Genomic DNA, 17,494 nt, shown 5'->3' on the forward strand with positions numbered 1-17,494 from the left:
CGAATCCGCAATTCCCCACCGCCCCGGCACCGCTTGCGCTGCGCCGGCCCGTGGTGCCGAACCTGGGCCGGCTGGCGCAGCAACGCGCGGGCAAGCTGCTGCAAGCGATTCCGCCCGGCGTGGGCGAGGGCGTGCTCGAGGAAACGCGCCGCAACAAGGACGCGTTCGACTTCATCGTTCAGAACAATCTGTACAAGTTGTCCGGTCTGCGCGCCGCGTTCGGCAAGACCCTCTCATTCCCGGTTGCGGCGATGGAGGTGAAGGCGAACTGGAAGCTGGTCTCGGAGATTCCGGCATTCACCGGCGGCAGGGTGACGCTCGCCGACGTGCCCAAGTTCTACCACGTCAACACCGGCGCCGACGGTCAGCAATACGCCTTCTTGTCCATGCACATCATCTCCAAGGCGGTCCCGAACTGGACGTGGGCGACCTTCGAGCACAAGTTCAATCCCGCGCGCTGCGACATTACCGGCTGCCACGACTCGTTCGGCGCGCAGACCAATCCGGTGGATCCGCAACCGGGCCAGGGCTATCCTGACTGCGTGAAGACGCCGGCGCTGGCGGCGATAATTGCATCCGCCGATTGGGATCCGGCGTTCGCCAATTACTGCCTGAAGGGAACGCAGGCCGACTTCGTTGACTCGACCGGTCTCGATATTCGCGCCGGCAACTCGGTCACCGAGCAAGGCTTCGTCGATCAATCCTCCTGCATGACCTGCCACGGCCGGGCAGCGTGGGACAACACCGGCGCTGCGACCACCGGCGCCGGCTTCGACAACAATGGTGCACCGCTCGGCCCGATCCAGCCCAACTGGTTCTGGAGCTTCTCGGCCCAGCCGCCGATCTTCCAGGGTATGCCGGGACTGACGCAAGTCGCGACCTCCGCCGATTTCGTGTGGTCGGTTCCGTTCTGCGCCATCGATGACACGCAGAACCCGCCGCAGCCCAGCAAATGCGCCGGGAAGTGAGGTGGCCGATGCATCCGTGACCGGACAAAAGATACAACTCGCCGGCAGCTATCGCGCCGAACCGTTTGGTGCGAGCTATGTCGGCGAGGTCGATCCGAACGAACGCATCGTCATCACTGTCTACCTGAAGCGGCGCACGCCTGACGCCTTTCACGGCAAACCCGGCCGACACTCTTACTCTCTGGCCTCCAAGTATTAGAATGCGAAATCTGCGACGCGACCCGTCATCCGTCCGATTCTACATGGGACTTGATATTGAGGTACCCAGGCCGAAGGCCCGACCAGGCGTGCGCCAGGGGCGCATCGCCTCAGCGGAAAATGGTACCCGCAGGAGCGTGAGCATAGCGACGCCGAAGGCGACACGCGGGACCGAGTGCAGCGACGAGACCGGTTAAGAGGGCACCCGGGAACGGGGCAGTGATAGCGACGCCGGCATACTTCATGACGGCGGGCCCCTTTCCCGAGTGCCCCCGGCGAGGAGCTCGGTATCCCTTTGCGCGAGGGATCGACGCCGCGCGGCCGAGACGCAAAGCGGCTCGGTTAACGGGCGGATCGCAACGGGTAACGATCTCGATATCAGCGAAATCGAAGATCGGGGCGTTCTTATCCGTTGATGGAAACGAAAGTCGGCCTCTCGGCGCCGACGCGATGTTGGATCGCACCGGAAACGCCGGCAGCAATATACAGCTTTGGAAGAATGGCCTTTCCGGTCTGTCCAATCTGGCGATCTGCCCTCCTGCATCAGCGGACGGAAGCAGCCATACTCGAGGTAGAGCATGCGTCGTTCGATGAAGGCCCACATACTTGTACGCTCTGAATTGCCCCGGCATCTTAGTGGGTGGCGCCCTTCCTTCCGCGGAGCAACGCGTGTGCTCCGACACGTTGCTCGTCGCCAAGGCTGTCCGGATCAGACATCGCGAGCTAGCGCCGCAAGGTCGGTTTCAAGGTTGGGCTGGTGCTTGAACATGGCGTCGATCAATGCTTGCGCCGGCTGCTCGGTGGCCTCCACCAGCGTCGCTTTCTCAGCGCGCGCGGAGAGAGCGAACACCCGCTTGACGACGGTCGGTGAGCCCTTGAGACCGCATTTGGCGATGTCCTCAACGCCGGCGTCCTGCGCGCTCCATTTCACGATTGGTGCGCGGGCGGCACGCAATGCATCCGCCATCGCACCGCGGCGAATCTGGTTGGTCGCCTCCAGCATGGTGATGAGACACGGCAGTCGGTGTGCAGTACCTGAACACCGCCTTCGGAGCGCCGCTCCGCTTCAATGGTACGCGCGGTAAGATCTAGCGCTCTGATCTTGGTGACGTAGGTGAGCTGCAGCGCGCCGAGACGCTTAGCAATGCCCGGCCCAACCTGCGCGGTGTCGCTGTCGATGGTCTGCTTGCCGGTAAAGATGAGATCTGGCGGACCATATTCCTTGCCAATTTTTCGGATGGCGGTTGCCAATGCGTAAGTTGTTGGCAGCGTGTCGGAGCCCGCGAAGTAGCGGTCGGTGAGCAGAACGGCGCGGTCGCATCCGACTTGACGAAGGCGACCATGTGGTGGTCGCTCCCGTGGATCCCATGCATAAAGGCGATGTTGTTGCTGGACCGGTCGGACAGGCGGAGCCCGAGCACGCGTCCATAAAACTTTACGGCGGCATCTACATCCGGCGTGAACAGGAGAAGGTGGGCCAACCGATTGGGACTTGTCGTGCCTGCCTGGCTCCGCTTAGGGGCCGCGCCCGCGCCGACGCGCGGCGGCGGGTCGGCAACCTCTGCCCGGGTCTTCTCCGCAGGAGACGACTTTTCGGCAACGTGGACATCGATTGGCGTCCCATCGTCGTCACGAAACCAGATCCCGTTGGTCTCGAAGCCGGGCGGCGGGTCGATGCGTCTCACCCCGAGAACCTGCAGATGGGCCGCGAAGGCCGCCATGTCCTCTTCGAGAGGCAGAAGCTGAGGTGATGCAGCCGCTTGGTCCGACCCGAGCCCTCGCGAACGGTGGCCCAGCGATGGGGATGCCCTTTGGTGTAGAGGCCGATGCCCTGCCCCTCCTCGCGGACGTCGAGACCGAACGCCTTGTGAAAGTCCGACGCCACGGTGAGGGGCGGGACCGTGAATACGAATTCATCGATCGAATGCACACCCAACTTCCTGGACGGCGCGTCGGCGCGACGAACTTGCCTTGTGCGGTCATCTTCGTCTCCCTGGCCTGGATTCAGACGAGCGCCCGCAGGCCCTCATCCTCTGCGTGCACGACGTTGCGAGCGCGACGAACTCACGGCAGACCCCACGGATGGCCTTGCCATTGTTCTTGCGGAAATCTGCGATTGTCTTGAAGTCCGGTGCCAACTGCCCGGTCAGCTAGATCATCTCGATATTGCGCTGGCATTCCCGCTCCAGGCGTCGGCTCGACGGCACGCGATTGAGGTAGCCGTAGATGTAGAGCTTGAGCATCATGCCGGGATGGTGGCCGGGTCGACCCGTGTCGAGACAACGTGCTTTGTCCGCGATCAAGCCCTTCCACGGATCCCGTCATCGCTCGCCCCCGGCGAATAATAGCAGAGGCGGACTTTTCACACGGCCTGGGACCATTGCGGAAAGGGGGGCGCCCTAAACCTTCGTATCGTTCCGCTCACCCCTCTAGTGTCTCTGCACAGTGATTTTGACAGGTTGGACCCGGCGATCAGATTAGCTCCGGCAGGAGTTTCGGATCAACGAGGACCTCGATGCTGCGAGGAGTTCTTGGCTGCCTCCTGATGAGGCCGGCTCGTTCCAGCGTCAGCACCATCTGATGAACCGAAGGCGGGCTGACGCGGAAATATTCTTGCATGTCGGTTTCAGCCGGAGGTGTGCGGTGGAGCCGCGTGTAGAGGTGGATTGGAGTGGGCCCTCCAGGGGGGACAGGTTGGCTTTCAGTAATTGACCGGACGGCCGGGCTTTCAGAGGATGAAGGCCCATGGCAAAGCACCGAACCCACAGCGTCGAGTTCAAACGGCAGGTGTCGCAAGAGTATCTGAGCGGCGAGACGCTGCACGGGCTCGCGAAGCGGCATGACATCTCCCGCAATCTGATCCGGATCTGGGTCGAGAAGTTTCAGGCAGGCGCTCTCGATGAAGATTTGGCGGCGGCCGATCTTCTCCAGGATTATGAGGCGCGAATTGCCGCCCTCGAGAGGCTGGTCGGGAAACAGGCGCTGGAGCTCGAGTTTCTAAAGGGGGCTCTGCATGCACGACCGCGGAGGAGAAGCGAGCCTACATCCGCGATCACCGGCCCCGCGGCCTCTCCGTCACGGAAGGATGTCGGCTGATGGGGATTGCGCGCTCGACTTACTATGACCGCTCTGAGAAGGCGGCCGATGATACTGCGATCGTTGAGGCGATCGCCACTATCTGCGACGAGTTCGAGCACTATGGCTGGCGTCGCGTCCAGGCTGCGCTTCGCCAGCAGGGCCTGATCGTTAATCACAAGAAGATCCGCCGCCTGATGCGTGAGCATGACCTTCAGCCGAGATTACGTCGCCGCTTCATGGTGACAACAGACAGCGATCACGGTCAGCCGACCTTCCCGAATCTCGCCACCGACATCACTCCCACCGGTACCGACCAACTCTGGGTGGCCGATATCACATATGTCGCCATCGCCGGCGGCTTTGTCTATGTCGCCGTCATCTTGGATGCCTGGTCACGGCGAGTGGTCGGATACGCCATCAGCCGCTCGATCGACGCCCGGCTGACGCTCGCGGCCCTGGCCGCCGCGATCGAAGGCCGCAAACCACCTCCCGGCTGCGTGCATCATTCCGATCGTGGATCACAAGGCGGATTCAATCGGTCGTCGCAACACTCGGAGGTTTGAGGTTGCGATGAACATTGTAAGGCGCCGATCGGCGCAATCAGGACGAGCCCCATTGCCATCGCCAGGACGGCCGTCTGTTGCAGGACGCAATGAACAGAATAAATTTTGGCGGGCGATTGCCGCGGGGCTAAGTAGCGAAGATGCTGCGCTGGAAGCCGGATTGTCACAACCTGTCGGAGGCAGATTATTCCGAAAGGCGGGCGGCATGCCACCAGCGATGTTCAGATCTTCGGCAAATGCGCTCTCCGGGCGGTACCTCTCGTTGGTTGAGCGCGAGGAGATCGCACTGCTCAAGGTGCAGGGCCATTCCATACAGGAGATTGGACGTCGCCTGGGGCGGGCTGCTTCGACAGTCTCCCGTGAACTGCGGCGCAACGCGGCCACCCGCGGCGGCGGGTTGGAGTATCGGGCAACAACTGCCCAATGGCATGCGGATCGATCCGCCCGCCGGCCCAAGCCGACCAAGCTTGCGCTCAATGCAACCTTGCGCACTTATGTGCAGGAGAGACTTGCTGGCGACGTCGTAGCCCCGAGCGGCGCTCCCGTTCTTGGTCCCGTCGTTCCGTGGAAGGGGCGCCGGCATGGCCCGCGCAAGGATCGGCGATGGGCCAAAGCCTGGAGCCCCGAGCAGATTGCCCGACGCTTGCCGATCGACTTCCCGGACGACAAGACGATGCGCATCAGCCACGAAGCTATCTATCGAGCTCTCTTCGTCCAGGGCCGTGGGGCGCTACGCCGCGAGCTGACGGCCTGCTTGCGAACAGGGCGTGTATTACGGATGCCCAGAGCGCGCGTACGCAGGCGAGGCAAGGGTTTTGTCTCCCCGGAGATCATGATCAGTGAGCGCCCTGCTGAAGCTGCCGATCGAGCAGTGCCGGGACATTGGGAGGGAGACCTCATCCTCGGTCTTGGCAGCTCGGCAATCGGCACGCTGGTCGAGCGCACGACGCGCTTCACGATGCTATTGCACCTTCCCCGGTTGGCGGGGCATGGCGAAGCTCCGCGCGTGAAGAACGGACCTGCGCTCGCGGGACACGGGGCCGAAGCCGTGCGCGATGCGATCACGCGCACCGTCATCACCTTACCCGAAGAACTGCGTCGATCGCTGACTTGGGATCAGGGAGCCGAAATGGCTCAGCACGATCGTCTCAAGATCGATGCGGGTATCCAGGTCTACTTCTGCGACCCGCAAAGCCCTTGGCAGCGCGGCACTAACGAGAACACCAACGGATTGCTGCGGCAGTACTTTCCGAAAGGCACAGACCTGAGCATCCACAGCGCCGACGAAATATCCGCTGTGGCAGCGGCCCTCAATGCCCGACCGAGAAAGACACTAGGCTGGAAAACGCCAGCGGAGGCGCTTGACGAACTGCTGTCATGAGTGAAATTAATTGGTGTTGCGACGACCGATTGAATCCGCCCAATACGCTGCGGCTGCCTATCGCGATCATCTTGCCGCCCACGGCTTGATCGGCTCCATGGGCCGGCGCGGCAACCCATACGACAACGCCACGGCGGAGAGCTTCATGAAGACACTCAAGGTCGAAGCCGTTTATCCGATGGCATTCGAAACCTTCATCGACGTTGCCGAAAACCTTCCGCGCTTCCTTGAGGAGGTTTACAACCGTCGACGGCTTCACTCGGCACTCGGTTATCTCAGTCCTGTGCAATTCGAGGATCAACACACCCGGCGAACGGTCAAACCAGCAGCCTGACCCCGTCTGCTCCGAGGGGCCCACTCCAGATAAAGGTCAAATATTGCCCCTGCGTGGGCGTGAAGGGTTTTGCCGAAGGACTCACGCCGGCCATCCGATTCAGTTGTTTGTGCGCGCCTCGAACACGGAGGCACGCCATGAATGTACGCTATCGGGTCGATCTCAGCCAAATCGAGCGCACGGAACTCAGGGCACTGCTCAGCGGCGGCAAGCATGCGTCGCGCAAGCTCAAGCGAGCCCAGATCTTGCTGGCCGCCGATGCCGGTGCCGGCGACGAGGAGATCGCAAAGAGCGTCGGCGTGGGCGGCTCGACCGTGTACCGGATCAAGCGCCGCTTCGTGGAAGGCAATCTGGAACGGGCGCTGAGCGACGAGCCGTCCCGGGGCGGAACGCAAACTCACGGTCAAGGAAGAAGCCCTGCTGGTAGCGACCGCCTGCGCCAGTCCCCCGGAAGGCCGCGCCCGCTGCACGCTCGAGCTGCTGGCAGGCGCGATGGTCAAGCTGACCGAACACAGGAACCTGTCGCACGAGACCGTTCGGGGGCGCCTGGCTGAAAATGGCCACAAGCCCTGGCGCAAGGAATGTGGTGCATTCCGCAGGTCGATGGCGAATACGTCGCCCGCATGGAGGACGTCCTCGACCTCTACGTCGAGGCGCCTGACCCCAAGCGGCCGGTGGTGTGCTTCAACGAAAGCCCGGTGCAACTCATCGGCGAGGCGCGTCAGCCCATCCGGGCCAGGCCGGGTCAGCTCGAACCTTACGATTACGAGTATCGTCGCAATGGCACGGTCAATCTCTTTGTCCTCGTCGACGTGCATCGTCCCTGGCGCAAGGTCAAAGTCACCGAACGGCGAGCGGCGGAAGACTATGCCCGATGCATGCACGACCTCGTCGACATCCATTATCCCGATGCCGAGATCATCCGGGTCGTTCAGGACAATCTATCGACCCACTCCGCAGGCGCCTTGTATCAGGCGTTCCCGCCCGCCGAAGCCAGGCGGATTTTGCGACGGCTCGAGTTCCACTACACCCCCAAGCACGCAAGCTGGCTCAACATGGTTGAGATCGAGATCGGCGTCCTGCGCGGCCAGTGCCTGGATCGCAGGATCGACGATTCCAAGCGACTGCGCCGCGAGATAGCCGCTTGGGAACGGAAGCGAAACGCCGCCCGCTCCCGCATCAAATGGATTCACAACAGACAAGGCCCGCGCCAAAATGGGCCGCGCATATCGCGCTACTTCCAAAGAATCATAATCACTGTGCCGAGCCACTAGATGCCGGACGAATACCTACGTTCAGTTGAGCTGTTGATCGTGGTCGTCTTAGGCTGCATGCGTTGGAAAGGCGCACAGGCTCATCAAGTGCGACAGTGAAAAAGGATAATCGACGAACAGCTGCGATAAGGCCAAGAGGAGACTACAATGCTCAACTGCTCCGAAAGCATTAAATCTGGCAGTGCCGCGCGATGCGCAGTTTGTGATGGCAAGTTCGGTCTCGTCCGGCACTACTCGTGGCGAATTTGTTCCAAGAAGTGCGCCGATCGCTTCAGAGCTCGCAGGGAAAGTGACCGCAATTGGGTGGGTTGGCTCCGGATCACCTTCAACCAGCTGCTAGAGCACCGCGCGAGGACTTTGTGATGGTCGAGGTCTCCACAACGAGGCAAGGCATATTTAGAGACAGCTTGGACTTTGCTCCGCGCAGCCCAAACCATGACCGACTCAGCGAGTGCGGGTCAGCTTAAGGCCCTTGCCGACGACTACGAGCGGCGTGCTGAGAAAGCTTGGCATGTTGATGCGTCCAAAGCATCCGCCCGATCGGCTGATAGCGCTGAACGCGAATGGCGTGCATGACCGGGTGGGCGGCTTCAAACATGTTCCCCGAATTCTGTACCATTGAAGCGCTGAACCTGCGCCCCGGCTCGAAGGAGCTGGAGGCATTCAACGTCGAGCGCGTGCGCGGCTACCTCGAATGCAATCTCGGCTGCAAGAAGATGGAAGTGATCCGCGCGCTAGGCCTGAATCCGCGCACGGTGGCCAAGGCCATCAAGATCATCCGGGCAAATGCTCATCGCAGCGATGGGGCTCTCCAGCCGCGATCAAGATCATCGCCGTGCTCTGCAATCTCTCCTCTCCGGCAAATTGCCACGAGCAGACCGTGCACATGACAGGCGAAGTCCCAGCAATTGCGAGATTGCCAGGCCCACGGCTCGCCGATCAGGGGCGACAGGAATGACGAACGGTTAATGGACAAGAGCCCGTTGCCTTCCAAACGGCTTGGCAGGTGACCTGACGGTAGGTCAGCTCATTGAGAAAGAGCGGACGTCGGTCAGCTTGATCGAAATGGAGCTAAAAGCCGCCTAAGCCCGTCCACTTTCTCGGGGGAAGATCACCAACGTGCCGTGCCATTACCCCGGTGAACCAGACAAGTGCATGTGTCGATTGCTTCCCTGTCCACACGGCCTTCCCCGCCGTACGATCGGGTCGGCATTCACATCGTAACTTTCGAGGCGTGCTCAGGCTTCACTCACGTTACGGCCCGCTGCAAAAGCGACCTTTGTCACGAGGCTTCGATCCGTCCGATTGCTCGCCCAAACCGCTCGTCAGCTACCAGATCAATCGACAGCTCTCTGGGTGGATCCTTCCTCCACTGGTGATGCGCGCCGTCGGGGCGCACCGGACGGTTTTTACCGCACGGAATGTGTCAACGTCCTTCGTCACGTTACGACGCGCTCGCCCGTTAGGCCGAGGCGGAAATACAAGCGGTTGAAAGGCAGGAAAGTCGCCCCAGTATATTGGTTGGGACGGCTCGCACAGCGCAATCCGAACCTGTTCTATTTGTGGCGAATCGGCATTCGACCTGCGGCTGGAAGATAGAAGCCGGACAAATCGAGAGGTTCACGTCCGGTTTGGGAGAGCCTCGGGGTGCAACTTCCCGGGGCTACTCGACCGACCGTGACCCGCTTGAGGTCTTGGCTGCGCAACGCGCCGGCCTCGTGCGCCAAGGCTCTCGGGCAACAACCGCTCGATCGCTCAGCCGCTGGCGCCAATGGCTGAGGTCCGAGCGCTCGAAAGCGTGCTGGAAAAACTCTTCGCCGGTGAAGAGCTGGAAGTACGGGTAGTGGGCCCAGCGCTCGCACGCCCCCGATCGGGCAGCCCGTAAATGTTCTTGAGCAACAACAGCCCGACCATGAAGCGGATCTCGATCCCCGGCCTGCCGTTTTCGGCTGTAGAGCGGCGCAATTTCGTCGTCGATCCGGTCCCAATCGATCTTGCCGGCAAGCAGAACCAACTCGTGCTTCATGTTGATGATCTGGTCCAGCAGCGCCCGGAACAGATCGATCGATCCCGTCCGCTTGTGCTTCTTCGGCCGCATCGTCCCCTCCGATGCACCCAAGCACGGTCCACGGCGAAGTTGAGTTCGTTTTGCTGGTTTTAGAGAGTTCAAACCGTTGCAGGCGATCGTCTCGCGACTGTCATTCGAAAGACTTCCCATCCCCACGGCATAAACCCACGACATGAGAGACGCCAACATTGAGTCCGTACCGCCAATTGTCGGGTTCGAGCCCCTATGTCGACAAGCGGAAGCTACGCACAACGAAGCAACGCGGATTTCAGCAATTTGCAGTTTGGCACGCCGGTTGCTCTGTTCACAACGTCATCACCGATTCCTTTGCAGTGCGGTCGGGGTGTTTGGCAACGTTGAGCAATCAGGAAGGGCGAGATATGTCACGAGCTGAGGTGGAGCGATTCGTAATTGATCTGTCAAATGACGTTAGTCTGCTCGAAAAGGTGAGGCCGAGTGCTACAGGCCTTGGAGCGCTTGTAGCGATCGGAAATGGCCACGGCTATAGCTTCACGATTGACGAAGCTAAAGATCACCTCCGATCAACCAGCATACAGGCGGCGACGAATAAGCAGTTCGACGCGGTAGTGGGCGATACTGCGAGTGCAACCGTGCAGACCGTGGGCGTTGTTACTTCTGTTGTGGAGGCAGCGGAGGTTGCCACGAGCGTGGTGCAAGACGCGGAAGCGGCCACTAGCGTGGCTGCGGTAGCCGAGGTCGTTGTAGTCCTGGTTTGAGCGCGTGTTCTTAGCTGCTGAGCGCATCGGCTCGTGCTCAATGACGAGCCGGCGCGCAGAGGCCATGAAAGTGAGTCTTATCCGGGGAGGATCCATGAAAGTTGCGCCATCTAGCCTGCAAGAATGCGGCTCAGCGCTCACGCGTAACGACATGCGCCCCGTTGCCGCGGAACACTATCGACAGATCTTTGACCGGCGCACCCCCGAGGAGTTGCGCACCCTGTCACACGTTAAGCGCTTCATGGAGCGGCTGGTTGGGGACATGGAGTTCCGCAGGGGGCTTTCGGAGAGTGTCGACGCCCCTCGGTCGGTAAGTGAGCGCTACGGCATCGAAATCGACCCGATGGAAATGCTGCCGCTCTGGCGCGGTACCCACCTGAAATACCGCTTCAAGCCGGAGTGTGCGTTGTGGCCGCTGGCTGTGATGTGGGACGAGTATATACGCGAGATGGTGCGTCATCGCGACCTCTTGCGCGATGAGGGCGAAATGTCGACGGTCAACCCTCGCTTTCATGCTTGGCGCGAGCGCCAAATTCGCCGCTGCAACGGCGAGTTGGGAGGGTCGGCGTTGTCGGTCACGCACCCCATCATCGCTTTCGAGCTGAGCGACGGTTGCACTGTCGGTTGCTGGTTCTGCGGCCTCTCGGCCGGCCGCTTCAAAGGATATTACGAATATAGCGAAGAGCATGCAGAGCTTTGGCGCGGCGTGGTTGGTGTCGCCAGCGAGATGTTTGGTTCGGCAGCCCGAACTGGCTTTTGCTACTGGGCCACGGATCCTATGGACAACCCGCACTACGACCGCTTTCTGTTCGACTACTATCAAATCACTGGCGCATTGCCACAAACAACGACGGCCGCCCCGCTCAAAGATCAGGCGCTCACCAGGCGCGTGCTCGAACTGTTTAGGCGGTATCGTACTGTGACGAATCGCTTCTCCGTGCTGAGCAAAACTCACCTCAATCAGATTCACGCGGCGTTTGCGCCTGAGGAGCTGATAGGTGTCGAACTCATACTGCAGGGCAAGGAGGCGCTGACTGCAAAAGCGTTCGCCGGGCGCGCGCGCGAGCGGAGGGAGAGGCTCGGAGCAGCCAACAAAGACGATGCAACTCGGGTGCCGCAACGCAATCATACGACGATCGCCTGCGTTTCCGGATTCCTTGTAAATATGCTGCAGGGACGTGTGCAGCTAGTGACGCCGGTGCCAGGCAGCAAACGTTGGCCTCTCGGCTACCGCATTGTGGCTGAACATTTCTTCAGGACGCTAAGCGAGTTCCGGAGCGGGCTGCAGAGCATGATCGATCAACATATGTTCGAATGCCTCCCTCGCCACCTACCGATCCGCTTCCGGAGAGACCTGCAATACGAGGCAGGGACCCGGCACTTCCATCTTCGCTCACGCAACATGCAACACCGGGTGGTCGACAACCTCGCTCCGATCTCCGTTGGCGATCTAATCGTGTGCGGCAACTGCACAGCGTCCGAGCTGGTCATGCGGATCACGGCTGACGGAACGAGCGTCCTTGCAGTCGCTGACCTGCTGGACCAACTGTACAGGGCCGGAGTAATCGAAGAGGATCTCGACGATCGTTTCGCCTCGCAGACCAGCAAGGACGTGGCGAGCCGCATCGAAGCGGCCAACCACGCGGCCCACAATATGGGAGTGGATCATGCCGATTCGCGTTAAAACATTAGGTCGGCTTCAAGGAGCTGCGGCTTGTCATTTCCGGGCCGGCTAGCCTAACCAAGATGCCGCACGGTTATTCGTGAAGAACGGCTGGTGCCGATTGGTGGAAACAAACTGTTATGCCACACGCTCTTGCCAATGGTGTTAAAGATGCCGCGGCTATCGCGAGCCTGCGGCCCGCTACTGTGTGGCTAAGCGAGCTCACCAAGCGGCCTGCACCACGATGTGAGAGTCAGGCATGTTCGACACCGGTCACGATTGCGCTGCCTATCTCAGGCCATCATCGTACACCATCCCGCATAGCTCCCTGAAGAAGATGAAATAATATGAGCACTAATGTGCCAATCGTGCTGGTCAACATGCCGATGTCGGCGGTTGAACGGCCATCGCTGGCGCTTGGTCTACTGAAGACGGCGCTGACCCGGGCCGGACTGCGATCCAGCACAGCATGTGCCAACATTTGGTTCCTGGAATACATAGGCCTTCCCGACTACCATCTGCTCGAGGGTTGCCCGCCTGAGGAAGCGCTGGTTGACTGGCTGTTCGCCGGCGTCGCCTTTCCCGACTTCGAACCTGACCACAACGCGTTTCTCGACCGGTATTTCAAGCGCAACCCGATGCACGCTGGGAAAGGCATGGCCGAGCGTCGTGCGAGTTTCCAAAAGCTGCGGTCGCTTATGGGGGAGTTCGTCGATTGGACGGCGGAAAAGGTGCTGATGCATCGTCCGGCCATCGTCGGGTGCACCTCGACCTTTACCCAGCATGTCCCCTCGCTCGCGTTGCTGCGCCGATTAAGCGAGCGCGCACCCAGCGTTGTCACTCTCATGGGTGGGGCAAACTGCGAGTCGGTGATGGGGCGAACCACTCACGCGCGTTTTCCATGGGTCAACTATATCGTATCGGGCGAGGCCGACGCACTGATGGGAGCGCTGTGTCGCGACATCCTCAATCGCGGCAAAGACATTCCGTCGGCCGACCTGCCATCCGGCGTCTTCGGTCCGGCGCATCGCGAGACCGGCTATCCCGCGACGTCGATTCGCGACTTGGTGCCCCGCGCGGCGGTTAATAACATGCGTGACCTGCCGTTGCCCGATTTCTCGGATTATTTTACAGAACTTGAGCGATCGCTCTACGCGGACCGGATCCATCCCGGACTGCCGATGGAGTTCTCTCGTGGCTGCTGGTGGGGCGAGCGCAGCCCCTGCACGTTCTGCGGGCTGAACGGCGGATCGATCACCTACCGCCACAAACCAGCCGAGCAGGCGGTAGAGGAAATGATTGAGATGTCGGCGCGCTACGGCTCGTCGCGTATCGAAGCGGTAGACAATATTCTGGCGCGTGACTACGTCGAAAAGGCGTTGCCCCGCCTCGCCGCAGCACCCAGGAAGCTCACGATCTTTTTCGAAGTCAAAGCGAATCTGAAGCGCCACGAAGTGGAGAAGCTGGCTAGCGCTGGCGTCCGCTGGATCCAGCCAGGTATCGAAAGCCTGGATACCCGTGTTTTGAAGCTAATGGGCAAGGGCACGACGTCAGCGCATAATGTTCAGCTCTTGAAATGGTGCCGTCAGTACGGCGTGCGCGTCAGTTGGAGTGTGCTGTGGGGCTTCCCGGGCGAGAGCGACACATGGTATTCGGAAATGGCCGCTTGTTTGCCGCTGTTGCATCATCTGCAGCCAGGACGGACGGTGCGGCTGCGGTACCAGCGCTATAGCCCCTATCACTACGCAGCCGACAAATATGGGCTGAAACTGCTCCCGACCGCCTCCTATCGCTACGTCTATCCGCTGTCGGAGCGTGATCTCGCAGATCAGGTTTATTACTTCGAAGACAGTGAAGACAACGATGTCGGCGGCCATTTCGCAGCGCGCGACGCGAACCGCCGCCCGGGGCTGCAGGCCGTTACCCTGGGTGTCGATGCCTGGCTAAAAGCCTGGTACGAGCCGAAGCTGCCCATGCTGTCGATGCGTGACAGCGGCGAAGAGATCACCGTCGAGGACACGCGAGCCATAGGAGTGGAGCGCGAACACCGAGTCAAGGGCCTCAAGCGCGAAATTCTTCTAGCCGCGGACGAAGGCGTGCCTGAAACGCTCCTGCGCAAACGGCTGGCCACGGCAAATGTAATACAGGCTGAGATTGACGCTGCAATAGCGGACATGATCGCTCGCAAACTGATCATACGGCTCGACGCGCGGCTGGTTGGGCTCCCCCTTTGGCATCCATATACGCCAATGCCCGCGCTGATCGCGTTCCCTGGAGGCTATCTCGACCGACGTGCCACGCCCGTGGGTACCCCTCGTCAATGACACCTGCGGCTGCTGAATTCACACTCGAAGTGCAACACTTGAGCAGCAAAGACCTCCGCCGGGTCTTGAAGTCAAGGCATTTGCGTGGGGTATTGTTGTAGGCGGCGACTCGGAACAATTGCAACCGCTTCACCCGCGGCCGAGTGGCCTGAATCAGAGTGGTGCTGATATCACTGTCATTCGGCCCTTTAATTGCGGATTGTTGTCAATCACCTTTTGAACTTTCCGACGGCACGACGGTAGCGCTCGCGTCGTCGGAGCTGGTCAGTTGCGGAGACGGCGCGAGCGCGGCTGATACGTACTTTGCGGGCCAGGCACTGGACTCGCCCGGGCTGGTTGATGTCTTCGCTTGGGGTCATGGTTCTGCGCCGATCGGCGCAATCAGGACGAGCCCCATTGCCATCGTCAGGACGGCCGTCTGTTGCAGGACGCAATGAACAGAATAAAGTTTAGGCGGGCGATTGCCGCGGGGCTAAGTAGCGAAGATGCTGCGCTGGAAGCCGGATTGTCACAACCTGTCGGAGGCAGATTATTCCGAAAGGCGGGCGGCATGCTGTCAATCGGCCCTTTAATTGCGGATTGATGTCAATTCTCTTTTTGAAAGCCATTCGGCAAAACGGTAGCGCTCGACCCGTCGGAGCGGGTCGGGGTTGCGGAGACGGGGGCGAGCGCGGCTGGTAGATCGATAGCCAGCTCGGTAGTCGTGGGCCGCTTAGCCGTTACCTAAATCTCAATGCGATCAACTGCCCGTCGCTGGGGTCATGGTCCTTTCCGAGGTCGCAAGCGCCTCATGATGATGTCCGGATCGGGTGCCTCATCGTTTGCAACGGCGTGCGGGCGAGGCCCGCCACCAGCCGATTGACCGAGGTCACCACGACCACCGTCCCAGCGGGACATCGCCGGGCCCGGCGGACCGGGCCAGGAACTTGCAAAATGAGGTCAGGCCGGCGCGTGGCCCCAGTCGAACGACGTACCATCGACCCAAATGCAGTGGAGGATCACAGCGATTTTGCGCGCAATGGCGACCTTTGCCTTTTTCATACCGACCCGCTTCGCGAGCTTTATTCCCCAGGCCTTGAGGGAAGACCATTTTTTGGTCCGATGGAGAAGGACGGTCGCTGCCTCGAACAGGTAGGTTCGGAGAAGCCTGTCGCCCCATCGGGAGATCTTGCCACTAGTGTCAGTTTCACCCGATTGGTTGCGCCGAGGTGTGAGGCCGAGATAGGCGCCGACTGTCGAGGCCGATCGGAAGCGGGACGGGTCATCGATCGTATGGCGGAACGTCAAGGCAGTCACCACGCCGACACCAGGAACCGTCATCAGGCGACGCGTCGTCTCGTCAGACTTTGCCAATCGGCGGACCTCGTCGTCGAATTTGCGCTGCTGCTGGCAGATATGCTCATGAATCGACAGGAGCGGCCCGATCACGTTGAGGAGTTGATGACCTTCGCCCAATAGCTCGCCGACCTGGTTACGGAACTGTTGGCCAATGGCGCGAGGGAATAGCAACCCACATTCCTTGATCAGACTGCGGACCTGGTTCTCGATATCCCGGCGCATGGACACAAGGCGGAATCGCGCGACAAGAATCGCTCGAACCTTCTGGCTCTCCTCGCTCTTGATTTTGACTTCGCGATACCACCCAACCCGCACCAGTTCGGCAATGCCCCGAGCATCATTCCGATCGCTCTTGTTCATGCGGACCGACAGTGCTGCGTGTGCATGCCTTGCATCGATGCAAACGACGGGGAGTTCAACCCTACGAAGCTCGTGCCAAAGCCAGCTCGCCATCGCGCCTGTCTCAAAGCCGATACGCTCCGCCAGTGGCGCATGTTTACAAAGCAGCTTGGACAGATCGCCGGGATCAGACTTGGCCTTTCCTTCAAAAATCGCTTGACCCGTCTCGTTGACTACGCACACTGAAGTTTCCCTTTGCGAGACATCCAGGCCGACGTATTGCCTCATGACAGCTCCTCCGAATCGCTTGATTGCGAGAGCTCGACGATAAGGGAGCTTCGTGCCCCGAGCGCTGACCGCAATTACGTCATCGTCTGTAAATTTGACCCCTCATCGGCGTCCAATTTTGACCCCTTCGTGCGCCGCGGTTTGACGGTAGCGCTCGGCTCGTTGGAGCTGGCCGGGATAGCGGAGACGAGACGAGCGCGGGTGGCGTGATCGTCGTCGCGGCTTTTGAAGCGCCAGCTGTCATTGCCGGTCTCGACGATGTCACAGTGATGGGTCAACCGATCGAGCAGCGCGGTGGTCATTTTGGCGTCGCCGAACACGCTCGGCCATTCGCCGAAGGCGAGATTGGTGGTCACGATGACGGAGGCGCGCTCATAGAGCCGGCTGACGAGGTGGAAGAGAAGCTGGCCACCGGACTGGGCGAAGGGCAAATAGCCGAGTTCATCCAGCACAATGAAGTCCATCCGGGTCAGATGCTCGGCGAGCCGTCCTTGCCGTCCGTTGCGGGTCTCGGTCTCGAGGCGATTGACGAGGTCGACTACGTTGAAGAAGCGGCCGCGGGCACCGGATCGGATGCAGCTTCTGGCGATGGCAATGGCCAGGTGGGTTTTGCCTGTGCCGGTGCCGCCAACCAGCACGACGTTGCGTTGTTGGGCGATGAAGCCGCCGCCAGCAAGATCATTGACGAGAGTCTGATTGATCGGCGTGCCGTCGAACTGGAAGTCGGCGATGTCCTTGGCAAGCGGAAGCTTGGCAATGGTGAGCTGGTATTTGATCGACCTGGCTTGCTTCTCGTTGATCTCGGCGTTGAGCAGGTCGCCGACAATGCGCTGAGGTTCGTGCTGGCGCTTGACGGCAGTTGCCATGATCTCGTCGAAGGCAGCCTTCATGCCGTAGAGCTTGAGTTCGCCCATGAGGTCGAAGATTTGGGTTCGTTCCAT

The 17,494-nt window shown here is 60.6% G+C and carries 13 protein-coding genes and 7 pseudogenes; 12 read left to right on the top strand and 8 right to left on the bottom strand.

Annotated elements, in window-relative coordinates; all coding sequences use genetic code 11:
* Together ACVJ5M_RS43530 and ACVJ5M_RS43535 are read left to right on the top strand one after the other, a co-directional pair.
* The coding region (locus tag ACVJ5M_RS43530) for a hypothetical protein (protein ID WP_456679733.1) at positions 1-968 on the top strand (968 nt) is incomplete at its 5' end.
* A 1-nt stretch (position 969) separates the two neighbouring features.
* Entirely contained in the window at positions 970-1,167 is a 198-nt protein-coding gene (locus tag ACVJ5M_RS43535) for a hypothetical protein (RefSeq protein ID WP_354081194.1), read from the top strand.
* A gap of 361 nt (positions 1,168-1,528) precedes the next feature.
* Here ACVJ5M_RS43535 and ACVJ5M_RS43540 read toward each other — a convergent pair.
* The 5 genes and pseudogenes from ACVJ5M_RS43540 to ACVJ5M_RS43560 all read right to left on the bottom strand — a co-directional run.
* Positions 1,529-1,734: pseudogene (locus ACVJ5M_RS43540) on the bottom strand (FAD-binding protein); the annotation flags it as partial.
* A gap of 141 nt (positions 1,735-1,875) precedes the next feature.
* Positions 1,876-2,489: pseudogene (locus ACVJ5M_RS43545) on the bottom strand (electron transfer flavoprotein subunit beta/FixA family protein); the annotation flags it as partial.
* Positions 2,490-2,548: 59 nt separating this feature from the next.
* Positions 2,549-2,887, bottom strand: a pseudogene (locus tag ACVJ5M_RS43550) (VOC family protein); the annotation flags it as partial.
* Complete coding sequence (locus ACVJ5M_RS43555) at positions 2,848-3,096, bottom strand: VOC family protein (RefSeq protein ID WP_354081196.1); 249 nt, start codon at positions 3,094-3,096, stop codon at positions 2,848-2,850. The pseudogene ACVJ5M_RS43550 and the gene ACVJ5M_RS43555, both read right to left, overlap by 40 nt.
* Positions 3,097-3,217: 121 nt before the next feature.
* Positions 3,218-3,442, bottom strand: a pseudogene (locus tag ACVJ5M_RS43560) (transposase); the annotation flags it as partial.
* Between the two features lie 469 nt (positions 3,443-3,911).
* On the opposite strand from ACVJ5M_RS43560, the gene ACVJ5M_RS43565 reads away from it, so the two are divergent.
* The 6 genes and pseudogenes from ACVJ5M_RS43565 (at position 3,912) to ACVJ5M_RS43590 (ending at position 8,686) form a co-directional block, all read left to right on the top strand.
* On the top strand, positions 3,912-4,262 hold the full coding sequence (locus ACVJ5M_RS43565; protein ID WP_063981905.1) for a transposase: 351 nt from the start codon (positions 3,912-3,914) through the stop codon (positions 4,260-4,262).
* Complete coding sequence (locus ACVJ5M_RS43570; RefSeq protein ID WP_456679760.1) at positions 4,211-4,807, top strand: IS3 family transposase; 597 nt, start codon at positions 4,211-4,213, stop codon at positions 4,805-4,807. Before ACVJ5M_RS43565 ends, ACVJ5M_RS43570 begins: the two co-directional genes overlap by 52 nt.
* 7 nt (positions 4,808-4,814) lie before the next feature.
* Positions 4,815-6,188, top strand: a complete 1,374-nt coding sequence (locus ACVJ5M_RS43575) for an IS30 family transposase (protein WP_456679734.1) — start codon at positions 4,815-4,817, stop codon at positions 6,186-6,188.
* A gap of 13 nt (positions 6,189-6,201) precedes the next feature.
* A complete protein-coding gene (locus ACVJ5M_RS43580) occupies positions 6,202-6,522 on the top strand; it encodes a transposase (RefSeq protein WP_456679735.1) in 321 nt (106 codons plus the stop codon).
* 137 nt (positions 6,523-6,659) lie between these two features.
* Positions 6,660-7,776 (top strand): annotated as a pseudogene (locus tag ACVJ5M_RS43585) (IS630 family transposase).
* 616 nt (positions 7,777-8,392) lie between these two features.
* Positions 8,393-8,686 (top strand): hypothetical protein, encoded by a 294-nt coding sequence (locus ACVJ5M_RS43590; protein WP_354081265.1) that lies wholly within the window; start codon positions 8,393-8,395, stop codon positions 8,684-8,686.
* A gap of 783 nt (positions 8,687-9,469) precedes the next feature.
* Here the strand turns inward: ACVJ5M_RS43590 and ACVJ5M_RS43595 are convergent.
* Positions 9,470-9,894 (bottom strand): annotated as a pseudogene (locus ACVJ5M_RS43595) (transposase); the annotation flags it as partial.
* 350 nt (positions 9,895-10,244) lie between these two features.
* Here ACVJ5M_RS43595 and ACVJ5M_RS43600 point away from each other — a divergent pair.
* The 4 genes and pseudogenes from ACVJ5M_RS43600 to ACVJ5M_RS43615 form a co-directional block, all read left to right on the top strand.
* Complete coding sequence (locus ACVJ5M_RS43600) at positions 10,245-10,601, top strand: Nif11-like leader peptide family natural product precursor (protein ID WP_354081263.1); 357 nt, start codon at positions 10,245-10,247, stop codon at positions 10,599-10,601.
* A 151-nt stretch (positions 10,602-10,752) separates the two neighbouring features.
* Positions 10,753-12,285 (top strand): radical SAM family RiPP maturation amino acid epimerase, encoded by a 1,533-nt coding sequence (locus ACVJ5M_RS43605; protein ID WP_456679761.1) that lies wholly within the window; start codon positions 10,753-10,755, stop codon positions 12,283-12,285.
* Between the two features lie 326 nt (positions 12,286-12,611).
* On the top strand, positions 12,612-14,588 hold the full coding sequence (locus ACVJ5M_RS43610; protein WP_354081261.1) for a RiPP maturation radical SAM C-methyltransferase: 1,977 nt from the start codon (positions 12,612-12,614) through the stop codon (positions 14,586-14,588).
* Between the two features lie 357 nt (positions 14,589-14,945).
* A pseudogene (locus tag ACVJ5M_RS43615) lies at positions 14,946-15,141 on the top strand (IS30 family transposase); the annotation flags it as partial.
* Positions 15,142-15,527: 386 nt separating this feature from the next.
* On the opposite strand, the gene ACVJ5M_RS43620 reads toward ACVJ5M_RS43615, so the two are convergent.
* A complete protein-coding gene (locus tag ACVJ5M_RS43620) occupies positions 15,528-16,553 on the bottom strand; it encodes an IS110 family RNA-guided transposase (RefSeq protein WP_354079412.1) in 1,026 nt (341 codons plus the stop codon).
* Between the two features lie 74 nt (positions 16,554-16,627).
* Positions 16,628-17,494, bottom strand: a complete 867-nt coding sequence (istB, locus tag ACVJ5M_RS43625; protein ID WP_354100572.1) for an IS21-like element helper ATPase IstB — start codon at positions 17,492-17,494, stop codon at positions 16,628-16,630.

Source organism: Bradyrhizobium sp. S3.7.6 (assembly GCF_054061875.1).